This window comes from Altererythrobacter chaiwopuensis, from assembly GCF_054957755.1.
Genome location: NZ_JBTXJG010000001.1, coordinates 2,054,189 through 2,079,608 on the forward strand (window position 1 = coordinate 2,054,189; position 25,420 = coordinate 2,079,608).

General features: G+C 62.3%; 27 protein-coding genes. 17 read left to right on the forward strand and 10 right to left on the reverse strand.

Features of this window, described 5'->3' with window-relative positions; genetic code table 11:
- Positions 1-12: 12 nt before the first annotated feature.
- Complete coding sequence (locus tag ACX2DJ_RS10105; protein WP_462572393.1) at positions 13-1,767, forward strand: N-acyl-D-amino-acid deacylase family protein; 1,755 nt, start codon at positions 13-15, stop codon at positions 1,765-1,767.
- Complete coding sequence (locus ACX2DJ_RS10110; protein WP_462572394.1) at positions 1,767-2,777, forward strand: zinc-dependent alcohol dehydrogenase family protein; 1,011 nt, start codon at positions 1,767-1,769, stop codon at positions 2,775-2,777. Before ACX2DJ_RS10105 ends, ACX2DJ_RS10110 begins: the two co-directional genes overlap by 1 nt.
- A gap of 9 nt (positions 2,778-2,786) precedes the next feature.
- Here the strand turns inward: ACX2DJ_RS10110 and ACX2DJ_RS10115 are convergent, their stop codons facing one another.
- The 6 genes from ACX2DJ_RS10115 to ACX2DJ_RS10140 form a co-directional block, all read right to left on the reverse strand.
- Complete coding sequence (locus ACX2DJ_RS10115; protein ID WP_462572395.1) at positions 2,787-3,872, reverse strand: DUF2855 family protein; 1,086 nt, start codon at positions 3,870-3,872, stop codon at positions 2,787-2,789.
- A 30-nt stretch (positions 3,873-3,902) separates the two neighbouring features.
- The gene (locus ACX2DJ_RS10120; protein ID WP_462572396.1) at positions 3,903-4,532 is read right to left on the reverse strand and encodes a glutathione S-transferase family protein; all 630 of its coding nucleotides are present in this window, start codon (positions 4,530-4,532) and stop codon (positions 3,903-3,905) included.
- A gap of 6 nt (positions 4,533-4,538) precedes the next feature.
- A complete protein-coding gene (dnaN, locus tag ACX2DJ_RS10125) occupies positions 4,539-5,666 on the reverse strand; it encodes a DNA polymerase III subunit beta (protein WP_462572398.1) in 1,128 nt (375 codons plus the stop codon).
- Positions 5,667-5,834: 168 nt separating this feature from the next.
- Positions 5,835-6,596 (reverse strand): 3-oxoacyl-ACP reductase FabG, encoded by a 762-nt coding sequence (gene fabG / locus ACX2DJ_RS10130; protein ID WP_462572399.1) that lies wholly within the window; start codon positions 6,594-6,596, stop codon positions 5,835-5,837.
- The gene (gene fabD, locus ACX2DJ_RS10135) at positions 6,596-7,534 is read right to left on the reverse strand and encodes an ACP S-malonyltransferase (protein ID WP_462572400.1); all 939 of its coding nucleotides are present in this window, start codon (positions 7,532-7,534) and stop codon (positions 6,596-6,598) included. Before fabD ends, fabG begins: the two co-directional genes overlap by 1 nt.
- 55 nt (positions 7,535-7,589) lie before the next feature.
- The gene (locus ACX2DJ_RS10140; protein ID WP_462572401.1) at positions 7,590-8,420 is read right to left on the reverse strand and encodes an LD-carboxypeptidase; all 831 of its coding nucleotides are present in this window, start codon (positions 8,418-8,420) and stop codon (positions 7,590-7,592) included.
- 53 nt (positions 8,421-8,473) lie between these two features.
- Here ACX2DJ_RS10140 and ACX2DJ_RS10145 point away from each other — a divergent pair, with 53 nt between their 5' ends.
- The gene (locus tag ACX2DJ_RS10145; protein WP_462572402.1) at positions 8,474-9,901 is read left to right on the forward strand and encodes a glutamate ligase domain-containing protein; all 1,428 of its coding nucleotides are present in this window, start codon (positions 8,474-8,476) and stop codon (positions 9,899-9,901) included.
- On the opposite strand, the gene ACX2DJ_RS10150 is transcribed toward ACX2DJ_RS10145, so the two are convergent.
- The gene (locus ACX2DJ_RS10150) at positions 9,898-10,533 is read right to left on the reverse strand and encodes a glutathione S-transferase family protein (protein WP_462572403.1); all 636 of its coding nucleotides are present in this window, start codon (positions 10,531-10,533) and stop codon (positions 9,898-9,900) included. The two genes, ACX2DJ_RS10145 and ACX2DJ_RS10150, sit on opposite strands and share 4 nt — an antisense overlap.
- A gap of 9 nt (positions 10,534-10,542) precedes the next feature.
- Positions 10,543-11,496 carry a DUF808 domain-containing protein gene (locus ACX2DJ_RS10155; protein WP_462572404.1) on the reverse strand — a complete coding sequence of 318 codons (954 nt, stop codon included), beginning with the start codon at positions 11,494-11,496 and terminating at the stop codon, positions 10,543-10,545.
- Between the two features lie 203 nt (positions 11,497-11,699).
- On the opposite strand from ACX2DJ_RS10155, the gene rpsF reads away from it, so the two are divergent.
- The 5 genes from rpsF to ACX2DJ_RS10180 all read left to right on the forward strand — a co-directional run bounded on the left by rpsF (position 11,700) and on the right by ACX2DJ_RS10180 (position 15,251).
- A complete protein-coding gene (rpsF, locus tag ACX2DJ_RS10160) occupies positions 11,700-12,065 on the forward strand; it encodes a 30S ribosomal protein S6 (RefSeq protein WP_462572405.1) in 366 nt (121 codons plus the stop codon).
- Positions 12,065-12,289 (forward strand): 30S ribosomal protein S18, encoded by a 225-nt coding sequence (gene rpsR, locus ACX2DJ_RS10165; RefSeq protein WP_462572406.1) that lies wholly within the window; start codon positions 12,065-12,067, stop codon positions 12,287-12,289. The genes rpsF and rpsR overlap by 1 nt, the downstream gene beginning before the upstream one ends.
- Before the next feature lie 13 nt (positions 12,290-12,302).
- A complete protein-coding gene (rplI, locus tag ACX2DJ_RS10170) occupies positions 12,303-12,917 on the forward strand; it encodes a 50S ribosomal protein L9 (RefSeq protein ID WP_462572407.1) in 615 nt (204 codons plus the stop codon).
- A 127-nt stretch (positions 12,918-13,044) separates the two neighbouring features.
- Positions 13,045-14,484, forward strand: a complete 1,440-nt coding sequence (locus tag ACX2DJ_RS10175; protein ID WP_462572408.1) for an AMP nucleosidase — start codon at positions 13,045-13,047, stop codon at positions 14,482-14,484.
- Positions 14,481-15,251, forward strand: coding sequence for an SDR family NAD(P)-dependent oxidoreductase (locus tag ACX2DJ_RS10180; protein WP_462572409.1), 771 nt, complete (start codon positions 14,481-14,483; stop codon positions 15,249-15,251). The genes ACX2DJ_RS10175 and ACX2DJ_RS10180 overlap by 4 nt, the downstream gene beginning before the upstream one ends.
- Before the next feature lie 72 nt (positions 15,252-15,323).
- Here the strand turns inward: ACX2DJ_RS10180 and ACX2DJ_RS10185 are convergent, their stop codons facing one another.
- Together ACX2DJ_RS10185 and ACX2DJ_RS10190 are read right to left on the reverse strand one after the other, a co-directional pair.
- Positions 15,324-16,214: a CPBP family intramembrane glutamic endopeptidase gene (locus ACX2DJ_RS10185; RefSeq protein WP_462572410.1), complete on the reverse strand. Its 891-nt coding sequence runs from the start codon at positions 16,212-16,214 to the stop codon at positions 15,324-15,326.
- A 58-nt stretch (positions 16,215-16,272) separates the two neighbouring features.
- Positions 16,273-17,307, reverse strand: coding sequence for a bifunctional transcriptional activator/DNA repair enzyme AdaA (locus ACX2DJ_RS10190; protein ID WP_462572411.1), 1,035 nt, complete (start codon positions 17,305-17,307; stop codon positions 16,273-16,275).
- A gap of 81 nt (positions 17,308-17,388) precedes the next feature.
- Between ACX2DJ_RS10190 and ACX2DJ_RS10195 the strand changes: the two genes are divergently transcribed.
- From ACX2DJ_RS10195 to ACX2DJ_RS10235, 9 genes are all read left to right on the forward strand, one after another.
- The gene (locus tag ACX2DJ_RS10195; RefSeq protein WP_462572412.1) at positions 17,389-18,954 is read left to right on the forward strand and encodes a trypsin-like peptidase domain-containing protein; all 1,566 of its coding nucleotides are present in this window, start codon (positions 17,389-17,391) and stop codon (positions 18,952-18,954) included.
- A gap of 72 nt (positions 18,955-19,026) precedes the next feature.
- Positions 19,027-19,509 carry a peptide-methionine (R)-S-oxide reductase MsrB gene (gene msrB / locus ACX2DJ_RS10200; RefSeq protein WP_462572414.1) on the forward strand — a complete coding sequence of 161 codons (483 nt, stop codon included), beginning with the start codon at positions 19,027-19,029 and terminating at the stop codon, positions 19,507-19,509.
- A complete protein-coding gene (gene msrA / locus ACX2DJ_RS10205; protein WP_462572415.1) occupies positions 19,506-20,096 on the forward strand; it encodes a peptide-methionine (S)-S-oxide reductase MsrA in 591 nt (196 codons plus the stop codon). Before msrB ends, msrA begins: the two co-directional genes overlap by 4 nt.
- Positions 20,097-20,254: 158 nt before the next feature.
- Positions 20,255-20,809, forward strand: a complete 555-nt coding sequence (locus tag ACX2DJ_RS10210) for a F0F1 ATP synthase subunit delta (RefSeq protein ID WP_462572416.1) — start codon at positions 20,255-20,257, stop codon at positions 20,807-20,809.
- 37 nt (positions 20,810-20,846) lie between these two features.
- Positions 20,847-22,376, forward strand: coding sequence for a F0F1 ATP synthase subunit alpha (gene atpA, locus ACX2DJ_RS10215; RefSeq protein WP_462572417.1), 1,530 nt, complete (start codon positions 20,847-20,849; stop codon positions 22,374-22,376).
- Between the two features lie 27 nt (positions 22,377-22,403).
- Positions 22,404-23,273, forward strand: coding sequence for a F0F1 ATP synthase subunit gamma (locus ACX2DJ_RS10220; protein WP_462572418.1), 870 nt, complete (start codon positions 22,404-22,406; stop codon positions 23,271-23,273).
- Positions 23,274-23,288: 15 nt separating this feature from the next.
- Complete coding sequence (locus tag ACX2DJ_RS10225) at positions 23,289-23,636, forward strand: hypothetical protein (RefSeq protein ID WP_462572420.1); 348 nt, start codon at positions 23,289-23,291, stop codon at positions 23,634-23,636.
- 25 nt (positions 23,637-23,661) lie between these two features.
- Positions 23,662-25,119: a F0F1 ATP synthase subunit beta gene (gene atpD, locus ACX2DJ_RS10230; protein WP_462572422.1), complete on the forward strand. Its 1,458-nt coding sequence runs from the start codon at positions 23,662-23,664 to the stop codon at positions 25,117-25,119.
- A 5-nt stretch (positions 25,120-25,124) separates the two neighbouring features.
- Positions 25,125-25,382 carry an ATP synthase F1 subunit epsilon gene (locus ACX2DJ_RS10235; protein ID WP_462572423.1) on the forward strand — a complete coding sequence of 86 codons (258 nt, stop codon included), beginning with the start codon at positions 25,125-25,127 and terminating at the stop codon, positions 25,380-25,382.
- Positions 25,383-25,420 lie beyond the last annotated feature (38 nt).

Below are 25,420 nucleotides of genomic sequence, written 5' to 3' on the forward strand. Positions count from 1 at the left end.
GGGAGAGCTCCAATGGCGATGTTTGATCTTGTTATCCGCGGCGGTACTATCGTCGATGGCACCGGAGCGGAGCGCTTTACCGGCGATGTCGCGATCAAGGGTGGATTGATCGCGCAAGTCGGTCAGGTGACCGGGGATGCCGAGGAAGAAATCGATGCCAGCGGCCTGATCGTGACCCCCGGTTTTGTCGACATCCACACCCATTATGACGGCCAGGCGACCTGGGACCAGGAGATGGCCCCTTCAAGCTGGCACGGCGTTACTACCGTGGTTATGGGCAATTGCGGGGTCGGCTTCGCCCCTGCCAAGCCTGACAAGCATGATTGGCTGATCCAGTTGATGGAGGGGGTAGAGGATATTCCCGGCACTGCCCTTGCCGAAGGGATCACATGGGAATGGGAAACCTTCCCCGAATATCTCGACGCGTTGGAAAAGCTCCCGCGCGCGGTCGATGTGGGCACCCATGTGCCGCATGGCGCGGTGCGCGCCTATGTACTGGGTGAGCGCGAACAGCCTGGTGCCGTGCCCACCGAACAGGACATCGCACAGATGGCGCAGATCGTGGAGGACGGGGTGCGCGCCGGTGCACTTGGCTTTTCCACCAGCCGCACCGTGCTGCACAAGGACGTCAACGGCGTGCTGGTGCCCGGTACCACAGCCACTGCCGAAGAACTGGTGGAACTGGGCCGCGCTATGGGCCGTGCGGGCCATGGCGTGTTCGAAATGGCGAGCGATTTGCGCCGCGAATGGAACGAGTTCGATTGGATGGGCGATTTGAGCCGCGAAACCGGCCTGCCCGTCACCTTCGCCGCACTGCAATCGATCGCCAAGGAACAGCCGCTGGATGAACAGATCGCCAATATGCGCGCGCAAAATGACAACGGCGCCAATATCGTTGCCCAGATCGCCTTGCGTGGCAACGGCATCATAATGGCGTGGCAGGGCACTGTGCACCCCTTTGTGCTCCGCCCTAGCTGGCAGGCGATCAAGGAACTGCCTTGGGCGGAACAGAAGGCGAAGCTGCTCGATCCCGCCTTCAAGGCCAGGCTGCTGGCCGAACCTAACGATTATTCGGAGGTAGCAGAGGACACCAGGGAAGTGGTCTTCGCACTGACCAATGGCTGGGGCCTGATGTTCGAGATGGACGAGGATTTCGATTACGAACCGCCGCAGGATGCCACAGTGCAGGCGCGCGGCACCGCCGCCGGTATCGATCCGCAGGAATATGCCTATGACATGCTATGCCGGGATGGCGGCAAGGGCTTCATCTACTTCCCGATCCTCAACTATGCCGATGGCGATCTCGAGTTCCTCCTGCCGTTGCAGCATAGCGAAGATACGGTGAATTCGCTTTCCGATGGCGGGGCGCATTGCGGCACCATCTGCGATGCGGCCAGCCCCACCTTCATGCTCGAGCACTGGGTGCGCGATCGCAAGCGAGGCGCGCGCATCAGCCTGGAAAACGCGATCAAGCGGCAGTGCCGTGACACCGCGCGGCTTTACGGACTGGAGGATCGGGGCATCCTGGCCCCCGGCTATCTGGCAGATCTGAACATCATCGACATGGAGCGGCTCAAGCTGGGCAAGCCGTGGCTGGCGTTTGACTTGCCCGCAGGCGGCAAGCGTCTGCTGCAGAAGGCCGAAGGCTATGTCGCCACGATCAAGAACGGCACCGTTACTTTCCGGGACGGCAAATGGACCGGCGCGGCGCCCGGCGGGCTGATCCGCGGGCCGCAGCGGACGGAACTGGCCGAGGCGGCGGAATAATGAAAGCGATCCGCACGGGCAGCGCACCCTCCACCCTGGAAGCGCTCGAACTGGTCGAGCTGGAAGATGCCCTCGCCCCCGGCCCCGGCGAAATCACCGTTCGCATCCGGGCCAGCTCGCTCAACTATCATGACTATGCCGTGGTGATGGGCATGATCCCTGCCGCGCAGGGCCGTATCCCGATGTCGGACGGCGCGGGTGAAGTGACCGCAGTGGGCGAAGGTGTGAGCGAATTTGCCGTGGGCGACGCGGTGGTCAGCACCTTCTTTCCCAACTGGATAGACGGCGCGCCGCCGCAGACCGCCTTTACCCGCGTGCCGGGCGACGGGATTGATGGCTATGCGCGCCAGGCGATCACTGCCCCCACCCATTGGTTCACCCGTGTGCCGCAGGGCTACAACCATGCCGAGGCCGCTACGCTCACCTGCGCCGGGCTGACGGCATGGCGAGCGCTGTTCGTCGACAATACGATCAAGCCGGGCGATACCGTGCTGGTGCAGGGCAGCGGCGGTGTGTCGATCTTCGCGCTGCAATTCGCCAAAGCGGCCGGGGCGAATGTGATCGCGACCAGCTCATCGGGCGAGAAACTCGAACGGTTGCAGGCGCTTGGGGCGGATCACCTGATCAATTACAAGGAAGTCCAGGCCTGGGGCGCCAAGGCGCTAGAGATCACTGGCGGGCGCGGCGTGGATTGCGTGGTAGAGATCGGCGGTGCGGGCACGCTCGACCAGTCGATGGTGGCAACGCGCGTCGGTGGCCATGTCGCGCTGATCGGCGTGCTGACAGGCTTTGCAGGGCCGGTGCAGACCGCGCTGCTGATGGCGAAGAACCTGCGCGTGCAGGGGCTCACCGTGGGCAGCCGGGCGCAGCAGCTTGCCATGATCGCGGGGATCGAGGCCAACGGCATCAAGCCGGTGATCTCGGACCATTTCCCGCTCGAAAAGCTGGCCGATGCTTTCCGCCATCAGGCGGCGAATAAGCATTTCGGCAAGATCGCCGTCGATATCTGAGCGCCTGGGTCAGGGCTCGATCACGATTCCCTTGGCCGGATCGACCGTGCCGCCGACCATTGCGAGATAGGTCTGGCGCGCAGCCTCCAGTCCCTGATGGCGCTCGATCTCGACCGAGCCTTCCACGGCTTGCAGGAAGCTGTGCCAGGCGGCTGCCATGCGCTTGCCTGCTTCCTGCGGCCCCAGTTCCTTGAACAGCGCCACTGCATGATCGGGCGCGAAAAACAGCGTGGGTGTTGGCCCGGGCAGCCCCGAAGCCGAGCCCACCGGCCCGCGGCGATCGTCAATATGCGTCACGCCGACAAGGCAGGAATATTTGAGGTTTTCGCCGATATGCTGGTGGATTTGCGCCAGCAGCGCGCCATTTCCGGCAAAGTCGACCGAAACGCTTGGCACCTGCTCAAGCGAACCGACATCGCCATAGGCGACCACCTCGTCATAGAGCCCGGTGCCCTTGACGAACTCGACATTGCCTGCCGAGGTCAAGCCGACACGCCTGATCCCCGGCGAGTTCAGTTTCGCCACGCTGGCAAGGCCTAGCGCGGTCTTTGACGAAGCGCTGGTGAGGATCACCGCCTCGGCCCCGAACCAGTCATTGGCGCGCATGAAATATTCGATCAGGAAGCCGGTTTTGAACAGTGGGCCGAAGATCATCCGCTCGGCTTCGTGCGCAGGATCGTGCTCGGGGTCTGCCGCGAGCCGCGCATACTGGTTGTAGATCGGGCTCATCGGCTGGCGATAATGGGTCATGTCGGTGAAGCCGCTGGCCGAGACCTTGCCCGGGATCACATCGAGATGCGTCGCCATCGGCAGATAGCCATAGATCCGCTCGCCCACCGCGATATCGGGGCACTTGCTTTCGATCACCTTCGCATGGCCCCACATCGGCACAATGCCCCAGCCTTCGGGGGCTGGAAAGAAATTCCAGTAGCCGACCTGCTCGCCCACCACTGCATAGGTGACGTTGTTGGAAGTGACCGAGAAGCTCTCGATTGCCAGCCGCACCGCGCCATCGGCCAACTCGCCCTGCCCGATTTCGACCAGGCTGGCATTGCTCAGATCGTCGCGGCGGACATGGACTTGTTCTGCGGTCATCGGCTGGTCTCCTGTTTGGGCCTGCCTAGCCTAGTCCGGTTCGCTTTCCCAGCGGGTTGCGCGGATGCTGCCCCGCTGCTCCGTCACCGCCATCCAGGCCGACAGATAGGGGCATTGGGCAATCCCTGCCCTGCCCTGCGGGGTCAGCTGCACGCCGCGCAGCATCGGATAGAGGAACACGTCCGCCAGATCGAATGCGCCTGCGCTCCAGGCGCCGTCATGGGCGATCTCCGCGTCGCAGAATGCCAGCGCGCGCGAGATATTGGGCAAACTGCGCGCGATCTTCTGTTCGTCAAGCGGCAGCCCGGCATAGAGATGCATGATCCACGGCATCAGCAGGCCATGTTCGAACAAGGGGAAGAGGTAATTGTTGGCGATCGCAATCCAGCGGTCCATCACCGCGCGCGCGGCGGGATGGCGTGGCTGCAGCGCGCCGCCATTATGCGCATTGTCGATATATTGCGCGATGCTCACGCTCTCATAGAGCTCGAGCCCGTCCACCTCGACCACCGGCACCTTGCCGAAAGGGTGCCGGTTCGCTGGCGAATTGGCGGCTGTGGCGATGGTCTCGTGGCTCAGGCCCGCCTCTTCGGCGGTGATCTCGATAATCCGCGTATAGGTCGAAATGACCGTGCCGAAGATGCGGACTTCGGCCGCCACCCCGGACTAAACCCGCATTGGCATCAATACATAGAGCGCCGGGCTCTTCTCGTCCTTGCGGATCAGCGTCGGCGCGCCGGCATCGGCCAGGTGAAGCTCCACCGTGTCGCTGTCGATCTGGCTCAATATATCCTTGAGGTAATTGGCATTGAACCCGATCTCGAGGTCGCCCGAATTGTAATCCGCCGCCAGTTCTTCTGCCGCGGTGCCATTGTCGGGCGAAGTGACCGAAAGCGTGACCTTGTCGTTCTCAAGGCTCATTTTCACCGCGCGGGTCTTTTCCGTGGCGATGGTGGCCACGCGGTCAACACCCTCGTAGAAACTCTTGGGATCGAGCTTCAGCAGCTTGTCATTCCCGGTCGGGATGACCCGGCTGTAATCGGGGAAGGTCCCGTCGATCAGCTTGCTGGTCAGCACCACGCCGCCCTCACCGCCCAGGGTGAAGCGGATCTTGCTGGCCGAAAGGTCGATCTGGACATTGCCGTCCATCGATTCTTCCAGCAGCTTGCGCAGCTCGGCCACGGCTTTGCGCGGCACGATCACGTCAGGCATGCCCTCTGCGCCATCGGGGCGAGGCAGGGTAAAGCGCGCGAGCCGGTGGCCGTCAGTGGCGGCAGCCTTCAGCACCGGCGTGTCGTCATCCGTCACATGCAGGAAGATGCCATTGAGGTAATAGCGGGTTTCCTCGGTCGAGATCGCGAAACGGGTGCGGTCAATCAGCTCGGCAAGCTGCTTGGCGGGGATTTCGAAACTGGTTGGCAGTTCGCCCTCGACAATCACAGGGAAGTCGTCACGCGGCAAAGTGGGCAGCTTGAAGCGGCTGCGCCCGGCCTTGACATCCATCCGGTTGTCCGAGGTTTCGAAGCTGACCTGGCTGCCTTCAGGCAGCTTGCGCGCAATGTCGAACAGCAGGTGCGCGGAAACGGTGATCGCGCCCGGCGCCTCAACCGAGGCTGCGGCCATGTTCTCGACCACTTGCAGGTCAAGGTCGGTCGCCATCACCTTCAGCGTGCCGCCATCGCTCGCATCGAGCAAAACGTTGGACAGGATCGGGATGGTGTTGCGCCGCTCCACCACCGACTGAACGTGTGACAGGCAGCGCAGCAGCGTCGCGCGTTCGATTGTGGCCTTCATAGGTCCTTCTCAACCCCTTGATGCGCGCCCTAGGCCGGAATCGCCCCACAGCGCCGGAAAAATCTGGTTTGACCTTAGCGCAAGCGGCAAATGCGGCAAGTTCGCGGCTTTCGCTTGCCCGATTCCTTGGGGAAAAGACGCAAATTTCTTGCGAAAATTCCGCAAACCCTAGCTCAGCATCGCCATGCCGCCGTTCACATGCAGCGTTTGGCCCGTGATATAGCCTGCCTCGCGGCTCGCAAGGAAGGCCACTGCAGCGCCAATATCCTCGCCCTCGCCCATGCGGCCCATCGGGATACGGGCGTTAAGCGCCTCCTTCTGCGCATCGGGCAACTGAGCGGTCATGGCAGTGCGGATGAAGCCAGGCGCCACGCAATTGGCGGTGATCCCGCGGCTCGCCACTTCCTGCGCGAAGCTCTTGGTCATGCCCACGATGCCCGCCTTGGCCGCGGCATAGTTCATCTGGCCCGGATTGCCGGTCGCGCCCACCACGCTGGTGATCGAGATGATGCGGCCAAAGCGGTTCTTCATCATCGGGCGGGCAGCGGCGCGCATCAGCCGGAAGGTCGATTCAAGGTTGATGCGGATCACATCATCCCATTCCTCATCCTTCATCCGCAGCGCGAGGTTGTCACGCGTAATGCCGGCATTGTTGACCAGAATATCGATGCTGCCGAGCGTATCGACCGTGGCCGGAATCAACTCTTCGACCTGCACGGTGTCGGACAAATTGCAGGTGATCTCGACATGATCGCCATTGTCGTGCTCGTATTCATCGTTGAGCTGTTCGCGGAAGGCACGCAGCTTGCTTGCGTTCGAACCCGAAATTGCGAGGCGGGCGCCCTGGCGGGCCAGGGCACAGCAGATCGCCGAGCCGATGCCGCCACTGGCACCCGTAACCAACGCATTCTTTCCCTTGAGTGAAAACATCAGCCGAGCTCCTTCGCGAAATTCTCGATATCTTCCATCGTCACAAGGCTGGCGGTTGCCGCCTCCCTGTCGATCCGGCCAACCATCGGGCCGAGCACCTTGCCGCCCAGTTCGACAAACTGTTCGATCCCGCTCGCGCGCATCGCCAGCACGCTTTCGCGCCAGCGTACGCGGCCCGTGACTTGCTCTACCAGCAGGCGCTGCTCTTCGGCCGGATCGGTAATCTTCGCCGCCGTGACATTGGCATAGACGGGCAGGCTGAACGGCCCCGGCGGCGTCGCTTCGAGCGCTTCGGCCATCCGGTCCGCCGCAGGCTGCATCAATGAGCAATGAAACGGTGCCGAGACCGGCAGCAGGATTCCGCGCTTGATGCCGTGATCCTTGGTCAGTTCGATGGCGCGCTCGATGGCGCCCCTGTGCCCGCTGATCACCACCTGAGTCGGGTCATTGTCATTGGCAACTTCGCACACTTCACCCTGCGCGGCAGCTGCGGCCAGCGCACTCGCCTTGTCAATATCCGCACCGAGCAGTGCCGCCATCGCGCCCTGGCCCACCGGTACCGCCGCCTGCATCGCCTGGCCGCGCAGCTTGAGCAGCCGCGCAGTGTCGGCCAGCGAAAATGCCCCGACCGCGCACAGTGCCGAATGTTCACCCAGAGAGTGGCCCGCGACGCAGGCACCCTTTTCTGCCAGCGAAACGCTGAAGTCGCGCTCAAGCACCCGTAGCGTGGCGATGGCGTTGGCCATGATCGCAGGCTGGGCATTCTCGGTTAGCGTCAGCTGGTCTTCCGGCCCATCGCGCATGATCGCGGAAAGCTTCTGCGACAGCGCCTCGTCAACCTCTTCCAACACTTCGCGTGCGGCCGCGCTTGCCCCGGCCAGATCGGCTCCCATGCCGACCTTTTGGCTGCCCTGCCCCGGAAATATGAATGCCCGCATTGAATATCCTTGTTTTTAGTGGCCTGGCCACCTGCTCGAAATTTAATCCGCGCGGTTAGCCAGCCGTCGGCGGACTCGCAAGGCCGAAGGGCACGATCCGGTTAAACGCTGTGTGTCCGATCTCTGCGCGCCCGAGATAGGGGATGCCCGCCCGCGCGCACCAGAATTGCGCAATCTCCTCTGGCGACTGACCGAATTCAACATGGTTTTCCGGCACGTCAGTCACTGCGCCAAGCCGCAGTCCGGCAATCCGCGGCAAGGCGTTGACAATGTGGAAAAAAAGCCGGTCAACCGAATAGAGGTGCTCGCTCACTTCCTCCACCATGACCACATGCCCGTCGAGCCTGGGCATCAGCGGGGTGCCGATGAGCATCGCCAGAGTGATGAGGTTGAAGGCGACCGCCGGGGTCTGCCCGTCAAGGCTTGGCTCAAGCCCGCTGCCATCCCCCGAAAACCAGCGCAGCACCCGCCGCACTGCCTCTCTCCCGGTATCGCTGCGCGCGCTGACCGGCATCGAACCATGCACCTGTTGTCCGATCCCGTGGCGATAGAATGCCGCCAGCAGATAGCCCATGTCGGAAAAACCGACATAAGTCTTGGACCGCGCAGCCGCGTTCATGCGCGCCACTGCCGCCTCGGCAATGCGGTTTGAGCCATAGCCGCCCTTGGCAAACCAAACGGCATCATAGGCCGGATCATTGGCGAGTTCGACCAGCGCCTCAAGCCGCTCGAGATCGCTGCCCGCAAAATGCCCCGCGCTTGTGAAGCACTGCTCGTGGAAGTGAATCGAATGCTGCGGGAACTCATCTGCCACCAGAAGCTCGGCAGCTTCGGCGTGTTCGCGCGTGATCGGCGTGGCAGGGGCGCAGACGGCAATTCTGGTCATGGCGCCACTCTGCCCGCTTGTCTTGCCCCGCACAACTCAATACCGGTCCGGGCATGGCCGAATTCCCCACCTATGACGAGCTGCTGGCGCGCCCCTTCTTCTTCTGCGGGATCGGCGGATCGGGCATGCTGCCGCTGGCGCAGATCCTGGCCGGGCGTGGTGCGAGCGTAAGCGGATCGGACCGCAGCCGCGACCAGGGCCGCACGCCGGAAAAATTCGCTGCGCTCGAACGCCAGGGCTTCGCCCTGTTCCCGCAAGACGGCAGTGGCATCACCTCGAAAGAGCAGATCCTCGTCGCTTCCGCCGCGATCGAAGATACGGTGCCCGAAATGTTGCGCGCGAGAGAACTGGGTTGCCTGAAGCTGACCCGCGCGGAGCTCAATTCGATCCTGTTCAATACCAGCGGCGCGGGGATCGCGATTGCCGGGACCAGCGGCAAATCGACCGTCACCGGTATGCTGGGGTGGATCATGCAGGTCGCCGGGCGCGAACCCACGATCATGAACGGCGCAGTGATGAAGAATTTCGTCACGCCGGATCGCCCCATCGCCAGCGCAGTTGTTGGCGGGCGCAGCATCTATGTCAGCGAAGTCGATGAAAGCGACGGTTCGATCGCGCTCTATCGCCCGGCGGTGGGTGTGCTGACCAATGTCAGCCTCGACCACAAGACTATGGACGAGCTGCGCATTCTGTTCACTGAATATCTCGCCCGCAGCCGGATCGCTACGATCAATGCCGACGATGCCGAGGCGCTGGCGCTGCTACCGCATGCGAAGGAGGTGGTTACCTTCGGGATCGAGCAGGAGAAGGCGCAGATCGGTGTGGTGCCCGGCAGCATTGCCGATGGGCCTGTGCGGCAAGCAGCGGTAGTGGTGGACCGGCACGATGCCAGCGAGCATCCACTGGTGCTGCACATGCCGGGGCGGCACAATCTTTCCAACGCGCTAGCCGCGATTGCCGGGGCCGCCTGCGCCGGTGTACCAGTCAGCGTTGCAGTGGAGGCGCTGGCGAGCTTCGCGGGGCTGGCGCGAAGGTTCGACATTATCGGCACCAGTGCCAGCGGGATCACCGTGATCGACGATTTCGGGCACAATCCGGAGAAATGCGCCGCCACCCTGCGCACGCTCAAGGCGCATCCCGGGCGCGTGATCGCCTTCTTCCAGCCGCATGGCTATGGCCCGCTGCGCCAGATGGGCCGCGAACTGGCCGAAACCTTCGCGCGCGAGCTTGGGCCGGAAGACATCACCATCATGTGCGACCCGGTCTATTTCGGCGGCACGGTCGATCGCAGCGAAGGGACCGAACGGATCGTTGCCTTGATCGGGGAAGCGGGCGGAAATACCGAGCATATCCCTGCCCGCGAAGATTGCGGCGCGCGGATCGTGGAACTGGCGCAGCCGGGCGACCGGATCGTGGTGATGGGCGCGCGCGACGACACGCTTACCGAATTTGCGCGTTCGATCTTCGCCGCGCTAGGCTAAATCGCAGCAGGACCTGCGCTCTCGCGGGCCACGGCACGCTGATATGCTTCGCGCGCAGTCAACCGCTCGCGATAGGCCTTGAGGCTTTCAGGCACGCCTTCATCCAGCCCCACTCTTTGGGCCAGGATCAGCGCATAGCCGCAGCAGATATCGGCCACGGTAAAGCGATCGGCGCACAGATATTCGCGGCCCTTCAGCCGCTGTTCCAGCTTCACCAGCCGTTTCCAGAACCACTTGGCATAGGCTTCGCCCGCCTCGGCCCAGCCCTTCTCCTTCTCGAAGACCGCGAACCGCATATAGACCGTCTGCGGGAAAGTGATCGTGGCGTCGGCGTGGTAGGTGAAATCGCAATAGGCGGCGTAGTCCGGCTCGCCCGGCGCCACGACCAGCGGCGATGGACCGTCCTTGCTGGCAAGGTAATGCGCAATGGCGCAGCTTTCGGTCATGCGCGCATCCCCGTCGACCAGCAGCGGCACAGTGCCCAGCGGGTTGAGTTCGAGATATTCGGGCGCAAGATAGCGCGGCGGGAATGGCAGCAGCGTGAGGTCAATATCGACTCCGGCTTCCTCGGCAGCCCAAGTGGCGCGAAGCCCACGCGATCCGGCGCAAGTGTAGAGAACTGGCTTACTCATATTGCAGTCCTAATGCGCCTCACCGGCTCCTGCACTCACCATTTTGTGCAGGACCAGCGCGATGAATGCGCCCAGCACCAGCCCGAACAGCGCTGAAACCCCCGCATAGCTGGCCCAGCCCAGCACGCCCGACAGCGCACCCGTGAACCCTTCCACCGCGTGCTGCACGCCGTGCGCCCAATCGGCGGGCGCGTTGAGGCCGATTTCTTCCAACCCGTGCAGGACGATCCCGCCGCCGACCCACAGCATCGCGATCGTCCCGACTACCGAGAGCAGAGTCAACAATTTGGGCATGGCGTGGAGCAGAAACTTCCCGATCTTTTTCGCGAAGCCGTTCTCACGCTGAACCAGATGCAGGCCGACATCGTCCATCTTCACGATCAGCGCGACCGCGCCATAAACAAGCAGGGTGATGGCAATGCCAACCAGCGCCAGGGCCATGGCCCTGATCCAGAAACTGTCCGATATCGTCGCAATCTCGTTAAGTGAAATCGCCATGATCTCCGCCGACAGGATCAGATCGGTACGGATCGCCCCATTGATGCGATTCTTTTCGAACTCCGCCAGATCCTCGATCGGATCTTCCAGCGTCTCGCCGTGATGTCTGCCGCCAAGCTTCTCCATCACCTTTTCAGCGCCTTCATAACAAAGGTAGCCCCCGCCCAGCATCAGCAGGTAGATGATCGCCTGTGGCAGCAGCCAGCTCAGCAGCAGCGCGCCGGGCAGCAGGATCAGCAGCTTGTTCTTGAGGCTGCCCTTGGTGATGTTCCAGATAATCGGCAACTCGCGCGCAGGCGAAAGGCCTGTGACATAGCCCGGCGTCACCGCCGCATCGTCGATCACAACGCCCGCCGTCTTGGTGCCGGCCTTGCCTGCTGCCACGCTGACATCGTCAATCGATGCCGCCGCTGCCCGTGCGATGATCGATACGTCATCAAGCAGGGCCATCAAACCACCGGGCACCGCACACCTCCTGAAAGCTTCGCTGAAGCCGCACTGCCCGCAGCGCGCCGACTGCGCAAGGCTTGCATTCGCCGGCAAACCCGCTATGTGCGCGCATCCCCTGGGCCGGACTGCGGCTTGCGGGTGTTTGTGAAGAAAGCCGGAGGGGCGCCCGCGAACCGCGCGGAACGGCCAGCGATCGGCAGGAAGTGAAAGGAAGCGAGATGGCTCTCTATGAGCATATCTTTCTCGCGCGTCAGGACTTGAGCCAGGCTCAAGTCGATGCGCTGGCGGCTGCGGCGACCGAAATCGTCGAACAGAATGAAGGCAAGGTCACCAAAACCGAAACCTGGGGCCTCAAATCGCTCGCCTACAAGATCGAGCGCAATCGCAAGGCGCATTTCGTGATGCTCAACATTGACGCACCGGGTTCGGTCGTCGCCGAGCTTGAGCGTCAGACCCGTATCAACGAAGATGTGATCCGCTACATGACCGTCCGCGTGGACGAGCATGAAGAAGGCCCTTCGGTAATGATGCGCAAACAGGACCGCGAGCGCAAGCGCCGCACAGACCGTGAGGAGCGCGACTGATGGCCCGCCCGTTTTTCCGCCGCCGTAAATCCTGCCCCTTCGCTGCCAAGAACGCACCGAAGATCGATTTCAAGGACGTGCGCCTGCTGCAGGGCTTCATGTCCGAGCGTGGCAAGATCGTTCCGTCGCGCATCACCGCCGTTTCGGCCAAGAAGCAGCGCGAACTCGCCAAGGCGATCAAGCGCGCTCGCCACATCGGCCTGCTGCCCTACATCGTGAAGTAAGAGGAGAACGAACATGGATATCATCCTCCTCGAACGGATCGAGAAGCTGGGTTCTATCGGCGACGTTGTGACCGTGAAGGACGGTTTCGCCCGCAACTTCCTGCTTCCGCAGAAGAAGGCCCTGCGCGCCAACGAAGCCAACAAGAAGGTTTTCGAAGCGAATCGCGAGCGCCTGGAAAAGGAAAACGCCGAGAAGCGCGGCGAAGCCGAAAAGCTGGGTGCAAAGGTTGCCGGTGCAGAGATCGTGCTGATCCGCGCCTCTTCGAATGCCGGCCAGCTGTATGGTTCGGTAAACGTGCGCGACATCGTCGCCGGGCTCGAGGCACAGGGCCACAATGTTGACAAGAAGCAGGTCGTGATGGGCCACCCCATCAAGATGATCGGCATGCATGACGTCACCGTTGCGCTGCACCCGGAAGTGCATGTGACGGTGAAGGCCAATGTCGCGCGCTCGGACGACGAAGCCGAACTGCAGAGCAAGGGTATCGACGTTCTCGCCCAGATTTTCGAAGACGAACAGAAGGAAATCGAGGAACAGGCTGAAGCGAACCGCATCGCTCCGAACCTTGAGCCGGGCGAAATTCCGGCCGACATGCTCGAAGAAACGGTTGAGGAAGACGAAGCCTGATCCGGCGTTCTATTTTTCCGAACCAGCAAGGGGCGTGGCCGAGAGGCCGCGCCCTTTTTGTAACAGCCGCGCTATCGCGCTGCAGGACTGTCATTGAAAATCAGAACAAGAGGAGTAATCCCGCCGTATGAGCAATATCGAACATATCCTCCAGCAACTCAATGAACACTTTGACGCGGCGGTTGCCGCGCTGCGCGAGGATGTGATCGAATATGCGCGGTCAGGCGCTGTTCCGCCACAGCGCAAACGCGAAGACGGCAGCTATGCCTATCCCGAATTGCGGGTGCATTTTTCTGGCGATGGCGCGCCATCCGACCGCTCCCGTGCTTTTGGCCGGCTGGAGCAGCAGGGCACCTATGCGACAACGATCACGCGCCCGACACTGTTTGCCGGATATCTGCAGGAACAGCTTTCGCTGATCGAGGCGGATTACGATGTGCGTTTTGAAGTCGCCCGTTCGCGCCAGGAAATCCCCTTTCCATATGTGCTTGACGGCGAAGCAGGCGCTGCAATGGCCGGGATCGCACCACAGGAACTGGCCAAGCACTTTCCCTCAACCGATCTGGCGCTGATCGGCGACGAGCTGGCCGACGGGCACGAAGTGGCAGAGCCCGATTTTGCCATGCCGCTGTCGCTGTTTGACGGGCTGCGCACCGATTACTCGCTGGCAAGGCTCGCGCATTACACAGGAACCAACACGGAAGATTTCCAGCACTTCATCCTGTTCACCAACTATCACCGCTATGTCGATGAATTCGTTGACTGGGCCGGCCAGCAAATCGGCAGCGAAGGCTACACCACACTGACTGGAGCCGGCGGACTCAATATTCATGAGCGTACGGACAGCGCGCGCGACCAATTGTCAGACACCGCTTGGCGCAAGCACCAGATGCCGGCCTATCACCTGATCCGTGAAGATAAGCGCGGCATCACTTTGGTCAATATCGGGGTCGGTCCCTCCAACGCCAAGACGATCTGCGATCATCTCGCGGTGTTGCGCCCGCACAGCTGGCTGATGATCGGCCACTGCGGCGGCTTGCGCTCAAGCCAGAAGATCGGCGATTTCGTGCTCGCGCATGCCTATCTGCGTGACGACCATGTGCTCGACAGCGTGCTGCCGCCCGAAATCCCGATCCCGCCGATCGCCGAAGTGCAGCTTGCGCTCGCCGGCGCTGCTGAAGAAGTTTCGGGCGTTCAGGGCGCCAACCTCAAACAGCGCATGCGCACCGGAACCGTGGTCACCACCGATGACCGCAATTGGGAACTGCTCTATTCGCGCAGCGCCAAGCGCTTTTCGCAAAGCCGCGCGATCGCGATCGAGATGGAAAGCGCCACCATCGCCGCGCAGGGTTACCGTTTCCGCGTTCCTTATGGCACATTACTGTGCGTCAGCGACAAGCCGTTGCATGGCGAGATCAAGCTGCCGGGCCAGGCCAACAGCTTTTACGAAGAGGCCATCGCGGCGCATTTGCAAATGGGCATCAAGGCATGCGCGCGGCTGCGCAATGAAGGCGATCGGCTGCACAGCCGCAAGCTGCGCGCCTTCAATGAACCGCCGTTCCGGTGAGCGAGGGCCCAGGCTTTTCCCGCTCGATCGCGGGCCGGGTAGCCATCGTTACCGGCGCTGCGAGCGGCATGGGCCGCGCCACGGCAAAGCTGTTCGCCAGCGAAGGCGCAAAGGTGGCGGTTACCGATCTTGACCTGGCAGCATGCGAAGCGGTGGCGCGCGAATGCGGGCTGAACGCGCGGCCCTATGCGCTTGACGTGTCCGATGGTGAAGCGATCAAGCGCGTGGTGGCGCAGGTGGCGGAAGATTTCGGCGCGATCGACATCCTCGTCAACAACGCTGGTATCTCAAGCTTCTGTGCGCTTGATGACGAGGCTTACGAGGATGTCTGGCACCGTGCGTTGGCGGTTATGCTGACCGGGCAGCAGCGCATGGTGCGTGCCGCCCTGCCCTATCTGCGGCAGAGTGATGCCGCACGCATCGTCAACATCGCATCGACCGAGGGGCTGGGCGCAACGCCGGGCGACACGCCCTATGTCGCGGCAAAAACGGGGGTGATCGGCCTCACCCGCGGGCTTGCGGTCGACCTTGGCCCTGAAGGGATCACGGTCAATTGCATCTGCCCCGGCCCGATCCGCACCGCGATGACCGACAAGGTGCCCGATGAACACAAGGTAATCTTCGCCAAGCGCCGCACCGCGCTCAAACGCTACGGCGAACCTGAAGAGGTCGCGCATATCACGCTGTCGCTGGTACTACCCGCCGCAAGCTATATCACCGGCGCGGCGATCCCGGTCGATGGCGGGCTGATGGCCCGCAATGCGTGAGCGCACCGCGCCTATCGGCGCGCGCTAACCAAGGCGCAGCCGGGGGCGTGCCGGCCAAACCGGATTAGTGGATCAGGTTGCAGCAGCGGCAGCTATGCGCGCAACCCTGCGGCGAACCCACCATGGTTGCACCAGCTCGCCGCGCTGTACTGCCAGCCAAACGAGGTAGGCTCCCACGGTCGTGGCCATGACCATGGCGATTACCGATGCTTCGAGCCCGAAGGCCCCGCCGCTCAGCAGCTCGTTGCCGCGCAATTGCGCTTCGACCATGCCGTCAACATCGTTGCCCGAAACCGGCACGTCCCAGATGAACCCCTGAGTCACGTTCCAGCCGAAGTGGATACCGATCGCGAACCACAGCGAACGGGTTACCATGTAGGCTCCGCCCAGCAGGATGCCTGCCTCCAGCGCAATTGCCAGCGACGACAGCCACGTCGCATTGTCATTGCCAATATGGGCAAATCCGAACAGACCCGAAGTCACTGCCAGCGCAAACCAGCTGCCCCCGAAATCCTCAAGCCAGCGAAACAGGACACCGCGAAACATCAGTTCCTCAACGAAACCGGCAGCAAAACCGGCGACAAACAGGATCATTACGAAATCTTCGCCGCCGCCCCAGCCGATAATTCGATAGGACCCCAGCACCGCAGCAATCGCCACGATCGCCGAGAACAACACAAATGCAAGCAGCGTCCCTTGCGCCAGTTCGCGCGGAGCACGGTGCCACGGCAAGTCATCGTGCGGCGCTTCGCCCAGATGCCGAACGACAAGCTTGTAGATGATCAGCAGTACGGCAATGAGCGCAATGACCTTGAACGGACGGCTTGCGTCCGGGCTGGCGATGTCCGGCAATTGCTCAACCAGCCAGCCAAAACCCGAGGTTGTGCCGACAAGCACCAACAATGCGATCGCAAGTGCGACCAGCGGAAAATCGACGATTCTGCGCCAAAGCGGTCTTGTCATTCGAAAGCCTCCCGAAACGCGCAACCGATGGCGCCGATCGAATGGCTACGCAATCAAATTAGTTGTTGGTCCGCTCCCTTTTGAGCAATTCGCGCTTGATATCGGTGCCATAGGCATAGCCGCCCAACGACCCATCCGCCTGGATCACTCGGTGGCAGGGGATCAGCACCGCGATGTTGTTGGCTCCGTTGGCACCGCCCACGGCGCGGCTGGCGGCGGGCTTGCCCAGCGCCGCGGCGAGTTCGCCATAACTGCGCGTTTCGCCGGGCGGGATACGGCGCAGTTCCTGCCACACGCGCTGCTGGAATGCCGTGCCTTTGACGTCGAGCGGGATCCCGGCGCCGGAACCGGGCCGCTCGACCGCCTGCGTTACTGCAGCGAACAGCTCGCGGAATTCCTCGCTGCCATGCACCAGCCGGGCCTTGGGAAAACGGGCCTGCAGTTCCGCCTCGCCCTCGTTGAAGGCAAGGCAGCAGACGCCTTTCTCTGTTGCCGCGACCAGCATCGGCGCAATCGTGGTCTTTACCACCGCCCAGTTAATCACCCTGCCCTCGCCGCCATTCTTCCAGTCGCTTGGCGTCATGCCCATTTTGCCTTTCATCCCTTCGTAGAAGCGGCTCGATGCCTCGAACCCAGCGTCGTAAATCGCATCGGTCACGCGCTCTGCATTTCCCAGCTTGTCGCGGGCGCGCTCTTCGCGCAGCGCGCGAGCATAAGCGGCCGGAGAAAGCCCGGTTGCGCGCTTGAACACCCGCTGGAAATGGGTTGGTGAATAGCCGGTGATGGTAGCCAGCTCCTCCAGCGAAGCCGTTTCGCCTGCCTTGACCGCATCGATTGCCGCCAGAACCGCTGCTTCGTCGCGCGCCACATCATCGGGCAGGCAACGCTTGCATGCGCGCAGCCCGGCAGCGCGGGCTTCGGATCCGGTCGCAAAGAAACGCACATTGCCACGCGCCGGGTGCCGCGCCGCGCAGGACGGGCGGCAATAGATGCCCGTGCTCAGCACCCCGGTGACAAAGCGTCCGTCAAAACTGCGGTCGCGCCGCAACACCGCGGCCCAGGCTTCATCCTGATGGATTGTCTCACTGCTCATGTTGCCCTTGATAGGTTAAAGCACCGCTCACTGCATCCCGAAGCTTGCGGTCAAAGCATTTGGGCGTCAAACAGCGGTGCCATGGGCCGCTTGTTGACATTTCTTGCCTGCTTGTTCGCACTGTCCGTGCCGCATACGGCGCAGGCCGATCCGGCCGATATCGAAGCGGCGGCGCGCGGCGTGGTGCGCGTGGTGATCATCGGCACGGACGGGCGCGAAGTTTATCCGGTCAGCCACGGATCGGGTTTTGCCGTTTCGCCCACACAGATCATCACCAGCGCACATGTCATCCGCGAGGCGCTGCAGGATGATACCCTGCGCATCGGCGTGGTGCCCTCGCAGGGCGAAGAAGCAGCCTATGCCCGCCCGCTTTCGGTCAGCCCGCGCAACGATCTGGCACTGATAGAGATTACCGAGGGCAGCCTGCGCCTGCCGCCACTGACGCTTTCGGGCAACATTGCGGGAGACATGGGAGAGGTTTCTGCGGTTGGTTACCCGATGAATGTCGACCGTGCGCAGGGGCTTGATATCGGTGATATTTTCCGCGCCCAGCCGCCGGTGAAAAGCCGTGGATTCCTGTCGGGCGCACGCCCCAGCCGCCAGTTCGACACTATCCTGCATACAGCGCCGATCGGGCGCGGCAATTCGGGCGGGCCGCTGCTTGACGGATGCGGGCGCGTGCTGGGCGTCAACAGCTTCGGCGCGGATTCGGACGGTTCGGACGCCGAGTTCTACTTCGCCGTTTCGGTTCGCGAGATACTCCCTTTCCTGCGCAGCAACGAAGTTGATGTCAGCGTCAATGCGCTGCCCTGCCGCAGCATTGACGATCTTGAAGCCGCTGAGCGCACGCGGCTGGAACAGCAGCGCGCCGAAGCACGCGAACGGATTGATGCGCGCGAAATCGAACTGGCCCAGCGCCGCGACCGTGCCCAGTTCGAAGCTCAGTTGGAAGTGCAGCAAGAGCGTGAGAACGCCATGGCTTTGGCGCTGATCCTGCTGCTCGTGGCGATCGCTGCGGGCTATCTTGCTGAACAGGCCCGCAAACAGGAAGACCGCGAACGGCGCATGGCCATCGCCGGTGGAATTGCCTTCACGGCGCTGGTAGCTGCTGTGGCACTATGGGTTTCGCGCCCCGGCATCGACGAGATCGACAGGCGGGTTGAAGCGGTAATGAAGGCGAAGATAGGCGAGCAGACCGACCAACCCGTCTCGCAAGCGCGCGAAGGGACTATGCTGTGCACCTTCGTGCCCGAACGCAGCCGTGTCACCAGCGCGCGCACCGACGATGTCGAGTTCGACTGGGCGGCCGATGGCTGTGTCAACGCACGTACGCAATACGGCCTCAACAATGGCGAATGGACGCGCGTGCTGGTATCCGATGACGAGGAATTGGTGGCCATCAACCGTTACGATCCGGAAACGCGCACTTTTCTGAGCGAGCACTACCTACTGGGCCGCGATGCGATGGCCCTGGCCCGTGAAGCGCGCAGCGCCTATGATGCGCCCCAATGCGGCAGCACCAATGCTGCAACCACCCTGGGCGAACAACAGCAAAGCGTGATTGGCATGCTGCCGCCGCGCCCCAACGAGCGGCTGGTCTATAAGTGCGAGCCCAAAGCAAGGATCAGTTCATCGGGACAGGAATAGCCCAAGCGGAACCAAATGGCGGTTACAATCGTATTCGGCAACGAGGTGCAGGCTATGAACAGGCGCAATATAATGATCGCTGGTGCCGGACTGTTCGCGGGTCTGGCCACTCGCGCTCAATTCGCCAATGCCAAGCCCGCGCGCAAATTTGAGGTCGCTTACAGCGATGCCGAGTGGAAGCGCAGGCTCACTGCGCGACAATATTACATTCTTCGCGAACAGGGGACCGAGCGGCAGTTCACTAGCGCGCTGCTGAAGGAAAAGCGCCCTGGCCTTTATACCTGCGCGGGCTGCGCGCTGCCTGTCTATCGCTCCGCGGACAAGTTCGACAGCGGCACCGGCTGGCCGAGTTTCGTTCGCGCGATCAAGGGCAATGTCGGAACCAGCATCGACAGGAGCTGGTTCAGTGTGCGGACCGAAGTGCACTGCCGCCGCTGCGGGGGGCATCTGGGGCACGTGTTTGACGATGGACCTCCCCCCACCGGCAGGCGCCACTGCATCAATGGCGATGCGATGGAGTTTGTGCCCGCCAAGCGCATGCCCAAATCGTCATGAGGCTGATCCTCGCGATATTCGCCGCAGCGCTGTTGTCGGCATTCACGCAGGCGAAGGACACGCCGCTGCCAGCGCGTGCCGAAGCCTATTTCGCCATGGGCTGCTTCTGGTGCGCCGAGCATGACATGGAAGCGGTGCCGGGTGTAATCGAGGCGGTGTCAGGCTATACCGGCGGCACCACACGCAATCCAACTTATGCGCAGGTCAGCGCCGGGGGGACCGGTCACTTCGAGGCAGTGCGCGTCATCTACGATCCCCGCAAGGTCAAATATTCGCAGCTGCTCGACGAGTTCTGGAAGAATGTGGACCCATTCGATCCCGCTGGCCAATTCTGCGACAAAGGCGAATCGTATCGCGCCGCGATCTTCCCGGTGAATGCGGCGCAGCGTAAGCTCGCCGAAGCCTCGAAGGCCCGGGTGGAGCGGCGCTTGGGAAAGCCTGTAGCGGTACAGATTATCGCCAAGAGCGCTTTCTACAGGGCTGAAGGGTACCATCAGGACTACGCCAGGAAGAATCCGCTACGCTACAGATTCTACCGCCAGGGTTGCGGCCGCGACGCGAGGCTCAGGCAGGTCTGGGGCGACTAGGCCAAGCCGCACCATTGCAAAAGGCGTGAAAGCCGGGTTGCTTAATGCCGGACCCTTTGCTAGTCGCGCGCCAGCTTTGCCGGGGCGCCCCCTTACGTGCCCGGAACGGTTAAAGCGGTGCAACGTTATTTTCGCAGATCCTGAAGGACGTAAGACGCGTGGATATTTCCGCCGGTATACAGGCTAGCCTTGCTGGGCGTTACGCCTCGGCCCTGTTCGAGCTCGCGGCCGAGGGCGGCATTGTTACGTCCGTCGAATCGGACCTTGAGACGCTCGACGCAGCGCTCGCCGAATCGGCGGAACTGCGCGAAGTCGCCAGCAATCCCCAGTTGAGCCGCAAGGCACAAGGCGAAGCAATCGCCGCAGTTGCCGCTCACCTCGGCCTGTCGGATCTGACGGCAAATTTCCTCGGCGTGCTGGCCAGCAATCGCCGCCTTTCCGCGCTCGGCAACATGATCCGCGCCTTCAGGGCCATCGCTGCCGCGCAGCGCGGTGAAGTCTCCGCTGAAGTTGCCAGCGCGCATGCGCTCAGCGACGAGCAGCTTGCGCAGCTCAAGGACAGGCTCACTGCCAGCCAGGGCCGCACTGTAAAACTCAAGTCGAGCGTCGACCCGGATCTGCTGGGCGGCCTCGTTGTCACTATCGGATCGCAGCGCATCGACGGCTCGATCCGCACCCGTCTGAATACCCTCGCCAAGGCGATGAAGGGCTGAAAGCCCGTATGCCCGAAGATTCGATGAAAGGCTGAAAATGGAAATCCGCGCCGCAGAAATCTCCAAGGTCATCAAGGACCAGATCGCCAATTTCGGCACAGAGGCCGAAGTGAGCGAAGTCGGCTCCGTCCTTTCGGTGGGTGACGGCATCGCCCGCATCCACGGCCTCGACAAGGTTCAGGCCGGTGAAATGGTGGAATTTGCCAACGGCGTTCAGGGTATGGCGCTGAATCTCGAGGCCGACAATGTCGGCGTCGTGATCTTCGGCTCTGACGCCGAGATCAAGGAAGGCGATGTCGTCAAGCGTACCGGCACTATCGTTGACGTGCCGGTGGGTAAGGGCCTCTTGGGCCGCGTGGTCGATGCCTTGGGCAATCCGATTGACGGCAAGGGCCCGATCGTCGCTGAAAAGCGCAGCCGCGTCGAAGTGAAGGCGCCGGGCATCATCCCGCGCGAATCCGTTTCGGAGCCGGTGCAGACCGGCCTCAAGGCGATCGACGCACTCGTGCCCGTCGGCCGCGGCCAGCGCGAACTGATCATCGGTGACCGCCAGACCGGCAAGACCGCCGTCGCGATCGACACCTTCATCAACCAGAAGGGTGCCAACGCGTCGAACGACGAATCGAAGAAGCTCTACTGCATCTATGTCGCGGTGGGCCAGAAGCGCTCGACCGTGGCGCAGATCGTGCGCCAGCTCGAAGAAAACGGCGCGATGGAATATTCGATCGTCGTCGCTGCAACCGCTTCGGAACCGGCGCCGTTGCAGTATCTCGCGCCTTACACCGGCTGCGCGATGGGCGAATTCTTCCGCGACAACGGCATGCACGCCGTGATCGTGTATGACGACCTTTCGAAGCAGGCTGTGGCTTACCGCCAAATGTCGCTGCTGCTGCGCCGCCCGCCGGGCCGCGAAGCTTACCCCGGCGACGTGTTCTATCTCCACAGCCGCCTGCTCGAGCGTGCGGCAAAGATGAGCAAAGCCAATGGCGGCGGTTCGCTCACCGCGCTGCCGATCATTGAAACGCAGGCGGGCGACGTATCGGCCTATATTCCGACCAATGTGATCTCGATCACCGACGGCCAGATCTTCCTTGAGACGGACCTGTTCTATCAGGGCATCCGCCCGGCAATTAACGTTGGCCTGTCGGTCAGCCGTGTGGGCGGCGCCGCGCAGACCAAGGCGATGAAGAAGGTGTCCGGCTCGATCAAGCTCGAGCTGGCACAGTACCGCGAAATGGCGGCTTTCGCCCAGTTCGGTTCGGACCTCGATGCCGCCACGCAGAAGCTGCTCAACCGCGGTGCACGCCTTACCGAGCTGCTCAAGCAGCCGCAGTTTTCGCCGCTGCCCTTCGAAGAGCAGACCGTGTCGATCTATGCCGGTACCAATGGCTATCTCGATGCGATCGCGGTTGACCGGGTGACCGAGTATGAGGAGCAGATGCTGGCCTATATGCGGGCCGAGCACGCCGATATCCTCAAGGAAATCCGCGAAACCACCAAGTTCGAAGGCGAAACTGCGAACAAGACCAAAGCCGCGCTGCAAGCTTTCGCCAAGCAGTTCGCCTGAACCTGAGAGCACACTAGGAGAGCCAGCATGGCCTCGCTGAAAGAACTCAAAGGTCGGATCAACTCGGTCAAGTCGACCCAGAAGATCACCAAGGCCAAACAGATGGTCGCAGCCGCCAAGCTGCGCCGTGCGCAGGCGGCTGCCGAAGCGGCGCGCCCCTATGCCGAACGCCTGAGCGCGGTGATGGCTTCGTTGGCAGCAAAGGTCAGCGGGGACAGCGCGCCCAAGCTGCTGGCCGGCACCGGTAGCAACCAGCGCCACCTGCTGGTTGTGGTCAACACCGACAAGGGTCTGTGCGGCGGCCTCAACGCTAATATCGTGAAAGAGGCCAAGAAGCAGGCGCAGGCGTTGATCGCCGCGGGCAGGGACGTGCAGTTTTACCTCGTCGGCAAAAAGGGCCGCGCGCCAATCAAGCGCGACCATGCAGAGCGGATCGCCAAGTTTTTCGATACTTCCGGCGTGCGCACCCCCGGTTTCGAAGAGGCCGACGATATCGCCAAGGAACTGGTCGTCATGTTTGACAACGATCAGTTCGATGTTGCGCACCTGATCTACCCGACTTTCCAGTCGGCGCTGGCACAGGATCCGACGACCGTGCAATTGATCCCGGTTCCCTCGCCCGAAACCGTTGTCGCAGGTGATGCCGTGGTCGAATATGAGCCGGGCGAAGAGGAAATCCTGGAAGAGCTGCTGCCACGCTATGTGAAGACACAGCTGTTTGGGGCGCTGCTCGAACGCGAGGCTTCCGAACAGGGCGCCTCGATGACCGCAATGGATAACGCCACGCGCAACGCGGGCGACCTGATCAACAAGCTGACGATCCAGTACAACCGCAGTCGCCAGGCCGCGATTACTACCGAACTGATCGAAATCATTGCCGGCGCAGAAGCGCTTTAGAAACGGATAGTAATTGTGAAAAAGATTGCCCTTGCCCTCTTGCCCGTTCTCGCACTTGCCGCTTGCGGCGAAGAGCCAGCTCCTGCGCCGCAGCCGACCGAAACCGCCGTGGCAGAGCCGGAAGTGCCCGCCCTGCCCGCGCCCGACGAGGGCGTGTTTGCCGCAACCATCGCCAAGGCATGCCCTTCGGCCAAGCCGGTCAGCACTTCCGTGTGCAAGCGCGCGGGCTTCGGCTCCTCTGACGTTATTTGCAACTATGGCCTGGGTGAAGACGAATATCTTCGCCATTCGGCCACTCTGACCCCTGGCGACGGTGAATGGACCGTTGTCGACACTGAAACCGTTTGCGCCCAAGGCGCCTGATAAACTGCAAGGCAGGACACAGAAAATGGCAACCGCACCCGCATTGAACCAGACCACCAACGGCACGATCAGCCAGGTCATCGGCGCCGTCGTCGACGTGCAGTTCCCCGCCGAACTGCCCGCTATCTTGACCGCGCTTGAAACGAAGAACGGCGAAAATACGCTAGTTCTCGAAGTTGCGCAGCACCTTGGCGAAAACACGGTGCGCACCATCGCGATGGACGCGACCGAAGGTCTTACCCGCGGCCAGGAAGTGGTGAATACCGGCTCGCAGATCTCTGTACCTGTCGGCCCCAAGACACTGGGACGGATCATGAACGTTATCGGCCAGCCGATCGACGAGCGCGGCCCGATCGGTGCGGAAAAGACTGCCCCGATCCATGCCGAGGCTCCGCTGTTCGTCGACCAGTCAACCGAAGCGGCGATCCTGGTTACTGGCATCAAGGTGATCGACCTGCTCGCCCCCTATGCGCGCGGCGGCAAGATCGGCCTGTTCGGCGGCGCTGGCGTGGGCAAGACCGTGCTGATTCAGGAGCTGATCAACAACATCGCCAAGGGCCATGGCGGCGTCAGCGTGTTTGCGGGCGTGGGTGAACGCACCCGCGAGGGCAACGACCTCTATCACGAATTCCTTGACGCGGGCGTTATCGCCAAGGACGCGGATGGCAATGCCACCAGCGAAGGATCGAAGGTGGCGCTGGTGTTCGGCCAGATGAACGAGCCGCCGGGCGCGCGCGCACGAGTGGCGCTGTCGGGCCTGACCATGGCGGAATATTTCCGCGATGAGGAAGGCCAGGACGTGCTGTTCTTCGTGGACAACATCTTCCGCTTCACGCAGGCGGGTTCGGAAGTGTCGGCGCTGCTTGGCCGTATTCCTTCGGCGGTGGGCTATCAGCCCACACTGGCCACCGACATGGGCAATTTGCAGGAGCGCATTACCTCGACCACCAAGGGCTCCATCACCTCGGTGCAGGCGATCTACGTCCCCGCCGATGACCTTACCGACCCGGCCCCGGCAACCTCGTTCGCTCACTTGGACGCGACCACCACGCTGAGCCGTGCAATCTCCGAACTCGGCATCTATCCGGCGGTTGACCCGCTGGATTCGACCAGCCGCGTCCTCGAACCGCGGGTTGTGGGCCAGGAGCATTACGAAACCGCGCGTAAGGTTCAGGAAACGCTGCAGAAGTACAAGAGCCTGCAGGACATCATCGCCATTCTGGGCATGGACGAACTGAGCGAAGAGGACAAGCTGACCGTGGCCCGTGCCCGCAAGATCCAGCGTTTCCTTTCGCAGCCGTTCCACGTTGCCGAGGTGTTCACTAATATCCCGGGCGTGTTCGTGCAGCTGGAAGACACGATCAAGTCATTCAAGGCCGTGGTCGAAGGTGAATACGATCACCTGCCCGAAGCGGCCTTCTACATGGTTGGCGGCATCGACCAGGCGGTCGAAAAAGCCAAGAAATTGGCTGAGGACGCGTAAACGCAATGGCACTGCACTTCGAACTCGTAACGCCGGCACGGCTTGTCCGCAGCGAGGACGTCTACATGGTGGTCGTCCCCGGTGCGGAAGGCGAGTTCGGCGTATTGGAAGGCCACGCGCCCTTCATGTCGACTATCCGCGATGGCGCTGTGCAGGTCTACAGGTCCGACGGCGCGCAGCCCGAGCTGATCGAAGTGCGCGGCGGCTTTGCCGAAGTCGGCGACGCTGGCTTGACTGTACTGGCGGAGCACGTCGAAGGCTGATCGCTGCTTTGAAAACCCGAATGCAAAGGGGCGGCCAC

Coding starts and splice junctions, on each gene's coding strand:
- ACX2DJ_RS10105 (WP_462572393.1), top strand. CDS start 13: ATGGCGATGTTTGATCTTGTTATCCGCGGCGGTACTATCGTCGATGGC.
- ACX2DJ_RS10110 (WP_462572394.1), top strand. CDS start 1,767: ATGAAAGCGATCCGCACGGGCAGCGCACCCTCCACCCTGGAAGCGCTC.
- ACX2DJ_RS10115 (WP_462572395.1), bottom strand. CDS start 3,872: ATGACCGCAGAACAAGTCCATGTCCGCCGCGACGATCTGAGCAATGCC.
- dnaN (WP_462572398.1), bottom strand. CDS start 5,666: ATGAAGGCCACAATCGAACGCGCGACGCTGCTGCGCTGCCTGTCACAC.
- fabG (WP_462572399.1), bottom strand. CDS start 6,596: ATGTTTTCACTCAAGGGAAAGAATGCGTTGGTTACGGGTGCCAGTGGC.
- fabD (WP_462572400.1), bottom strand. CDS start 7,534: ATGCGGGCATTCATATTTCCGGGGCAGGGCAGCCAAAAGGTCGGCATG.
- ACX2DJ_RS10140 (WP_462572401.1), bottom strand. CDS start 8,420: ATGACCAGAATTGCCGTCTGCGCCCCTGCCACGCCGATCACGCGCGAA.
- ACX2DJ_RS10145 (WP_462572402.1), top strand. CDS start 8,474: ATGGCCGAATTCCCCACCTATGACGAGCTGCTGGCGCGCCCCTTCTTC.
- ACX2DJ_RS10150 (WP_462572403.1), bottom strand. CDS start 10,533: ATGAGTAAGCCAGTTCTCTACACTTGCGCCGGATCGCGTGGGCTTCGC.
- rpsF (WP_462572405.1), top strand. CDS start 11,700: ATGGCTCTCTATGAGCATATCTTTCTCGCGCGTCAGGACTTGAGCCAG.
- rpsR (WP_462572406.1), top strand. CDS start 12,065: ATGGCCCGCCCGTTTTTCCGCCGCCGTAAATCCTGCCCCTTCGCTGCC.
- rplI (WP_462572407.1), top strand. CDS start 12,303: ATGGATATCATCCTCCTCGAACGGATCGAGAAGCTGGGTTCTATCGGC.
- ACX2DJ_RS10175 (WP_462572408.1), top strand. CDS start 13,045: ATGAGCAATATCGAACATATCCTCCAGCAACTCAATGAACACTTTGAC.
- ACX2DJ_RS10185 (WP_462572410.1), bottom strand. CDS start 16,214: ATGACAAGACCGCTTTGGCGCAGAATCGTCGATTTTCCGCTGGTCGCA.
- ACX2DJ_RS10190 (WP_462572411.1), bottom strand. CDS start 17,307: ATGAGCAGTGAGACAATCCATCAGGATGAAGCCTGGGCCGCGGTGTTG.
- ACX2DJ_RS10195 (WP_462572412.1), top strand. CDS start 17,389: ATGGGCCGCTTGTTGACATTTCTTGCCTGCTTGTTCGCACTGTCCGTG.
- msrB (WP_462572414.1), top strand. CDS start 19,027: ATGATCGCTGGTGCCGGACTGTTCGCGGGTCTGGCCACTCGCGCTCAA.
- msrA (WP_462572415.1), top strand. CDS start 19,506: ATGAGGCTGATCCTCGCGATATTCGCCGCAGCGCTGTTGTCGGCATTC.
- atpA (WP_462572417.1), top strand. CDS start 20,847: ATGGAAATCCGCGCCGCAGAAATCTCCAAGGTCATCAAGGACCAGATC.
- ACX2DJ_RS10220 (WP_462572418.1), top strand. CDS start 22,404: ATGGCCTCGCTGAAAGAACTCAAAGGTCGGATCAACTCGGTCAAGTCG.
- atpD (WP_462572422.1), top strand. CDS start 23,662: ATGGCAACCGCACCCGCATTGAACCAGACCACCAACGGCACGATCAGC.
- ACX2DJ_RS10235 (WP_462572423.1), top strand. CDS start 25,125: ATGGCACTGCACTTCGAACTCGTAACGCCGGCACGGCTTGTCCGCAGC.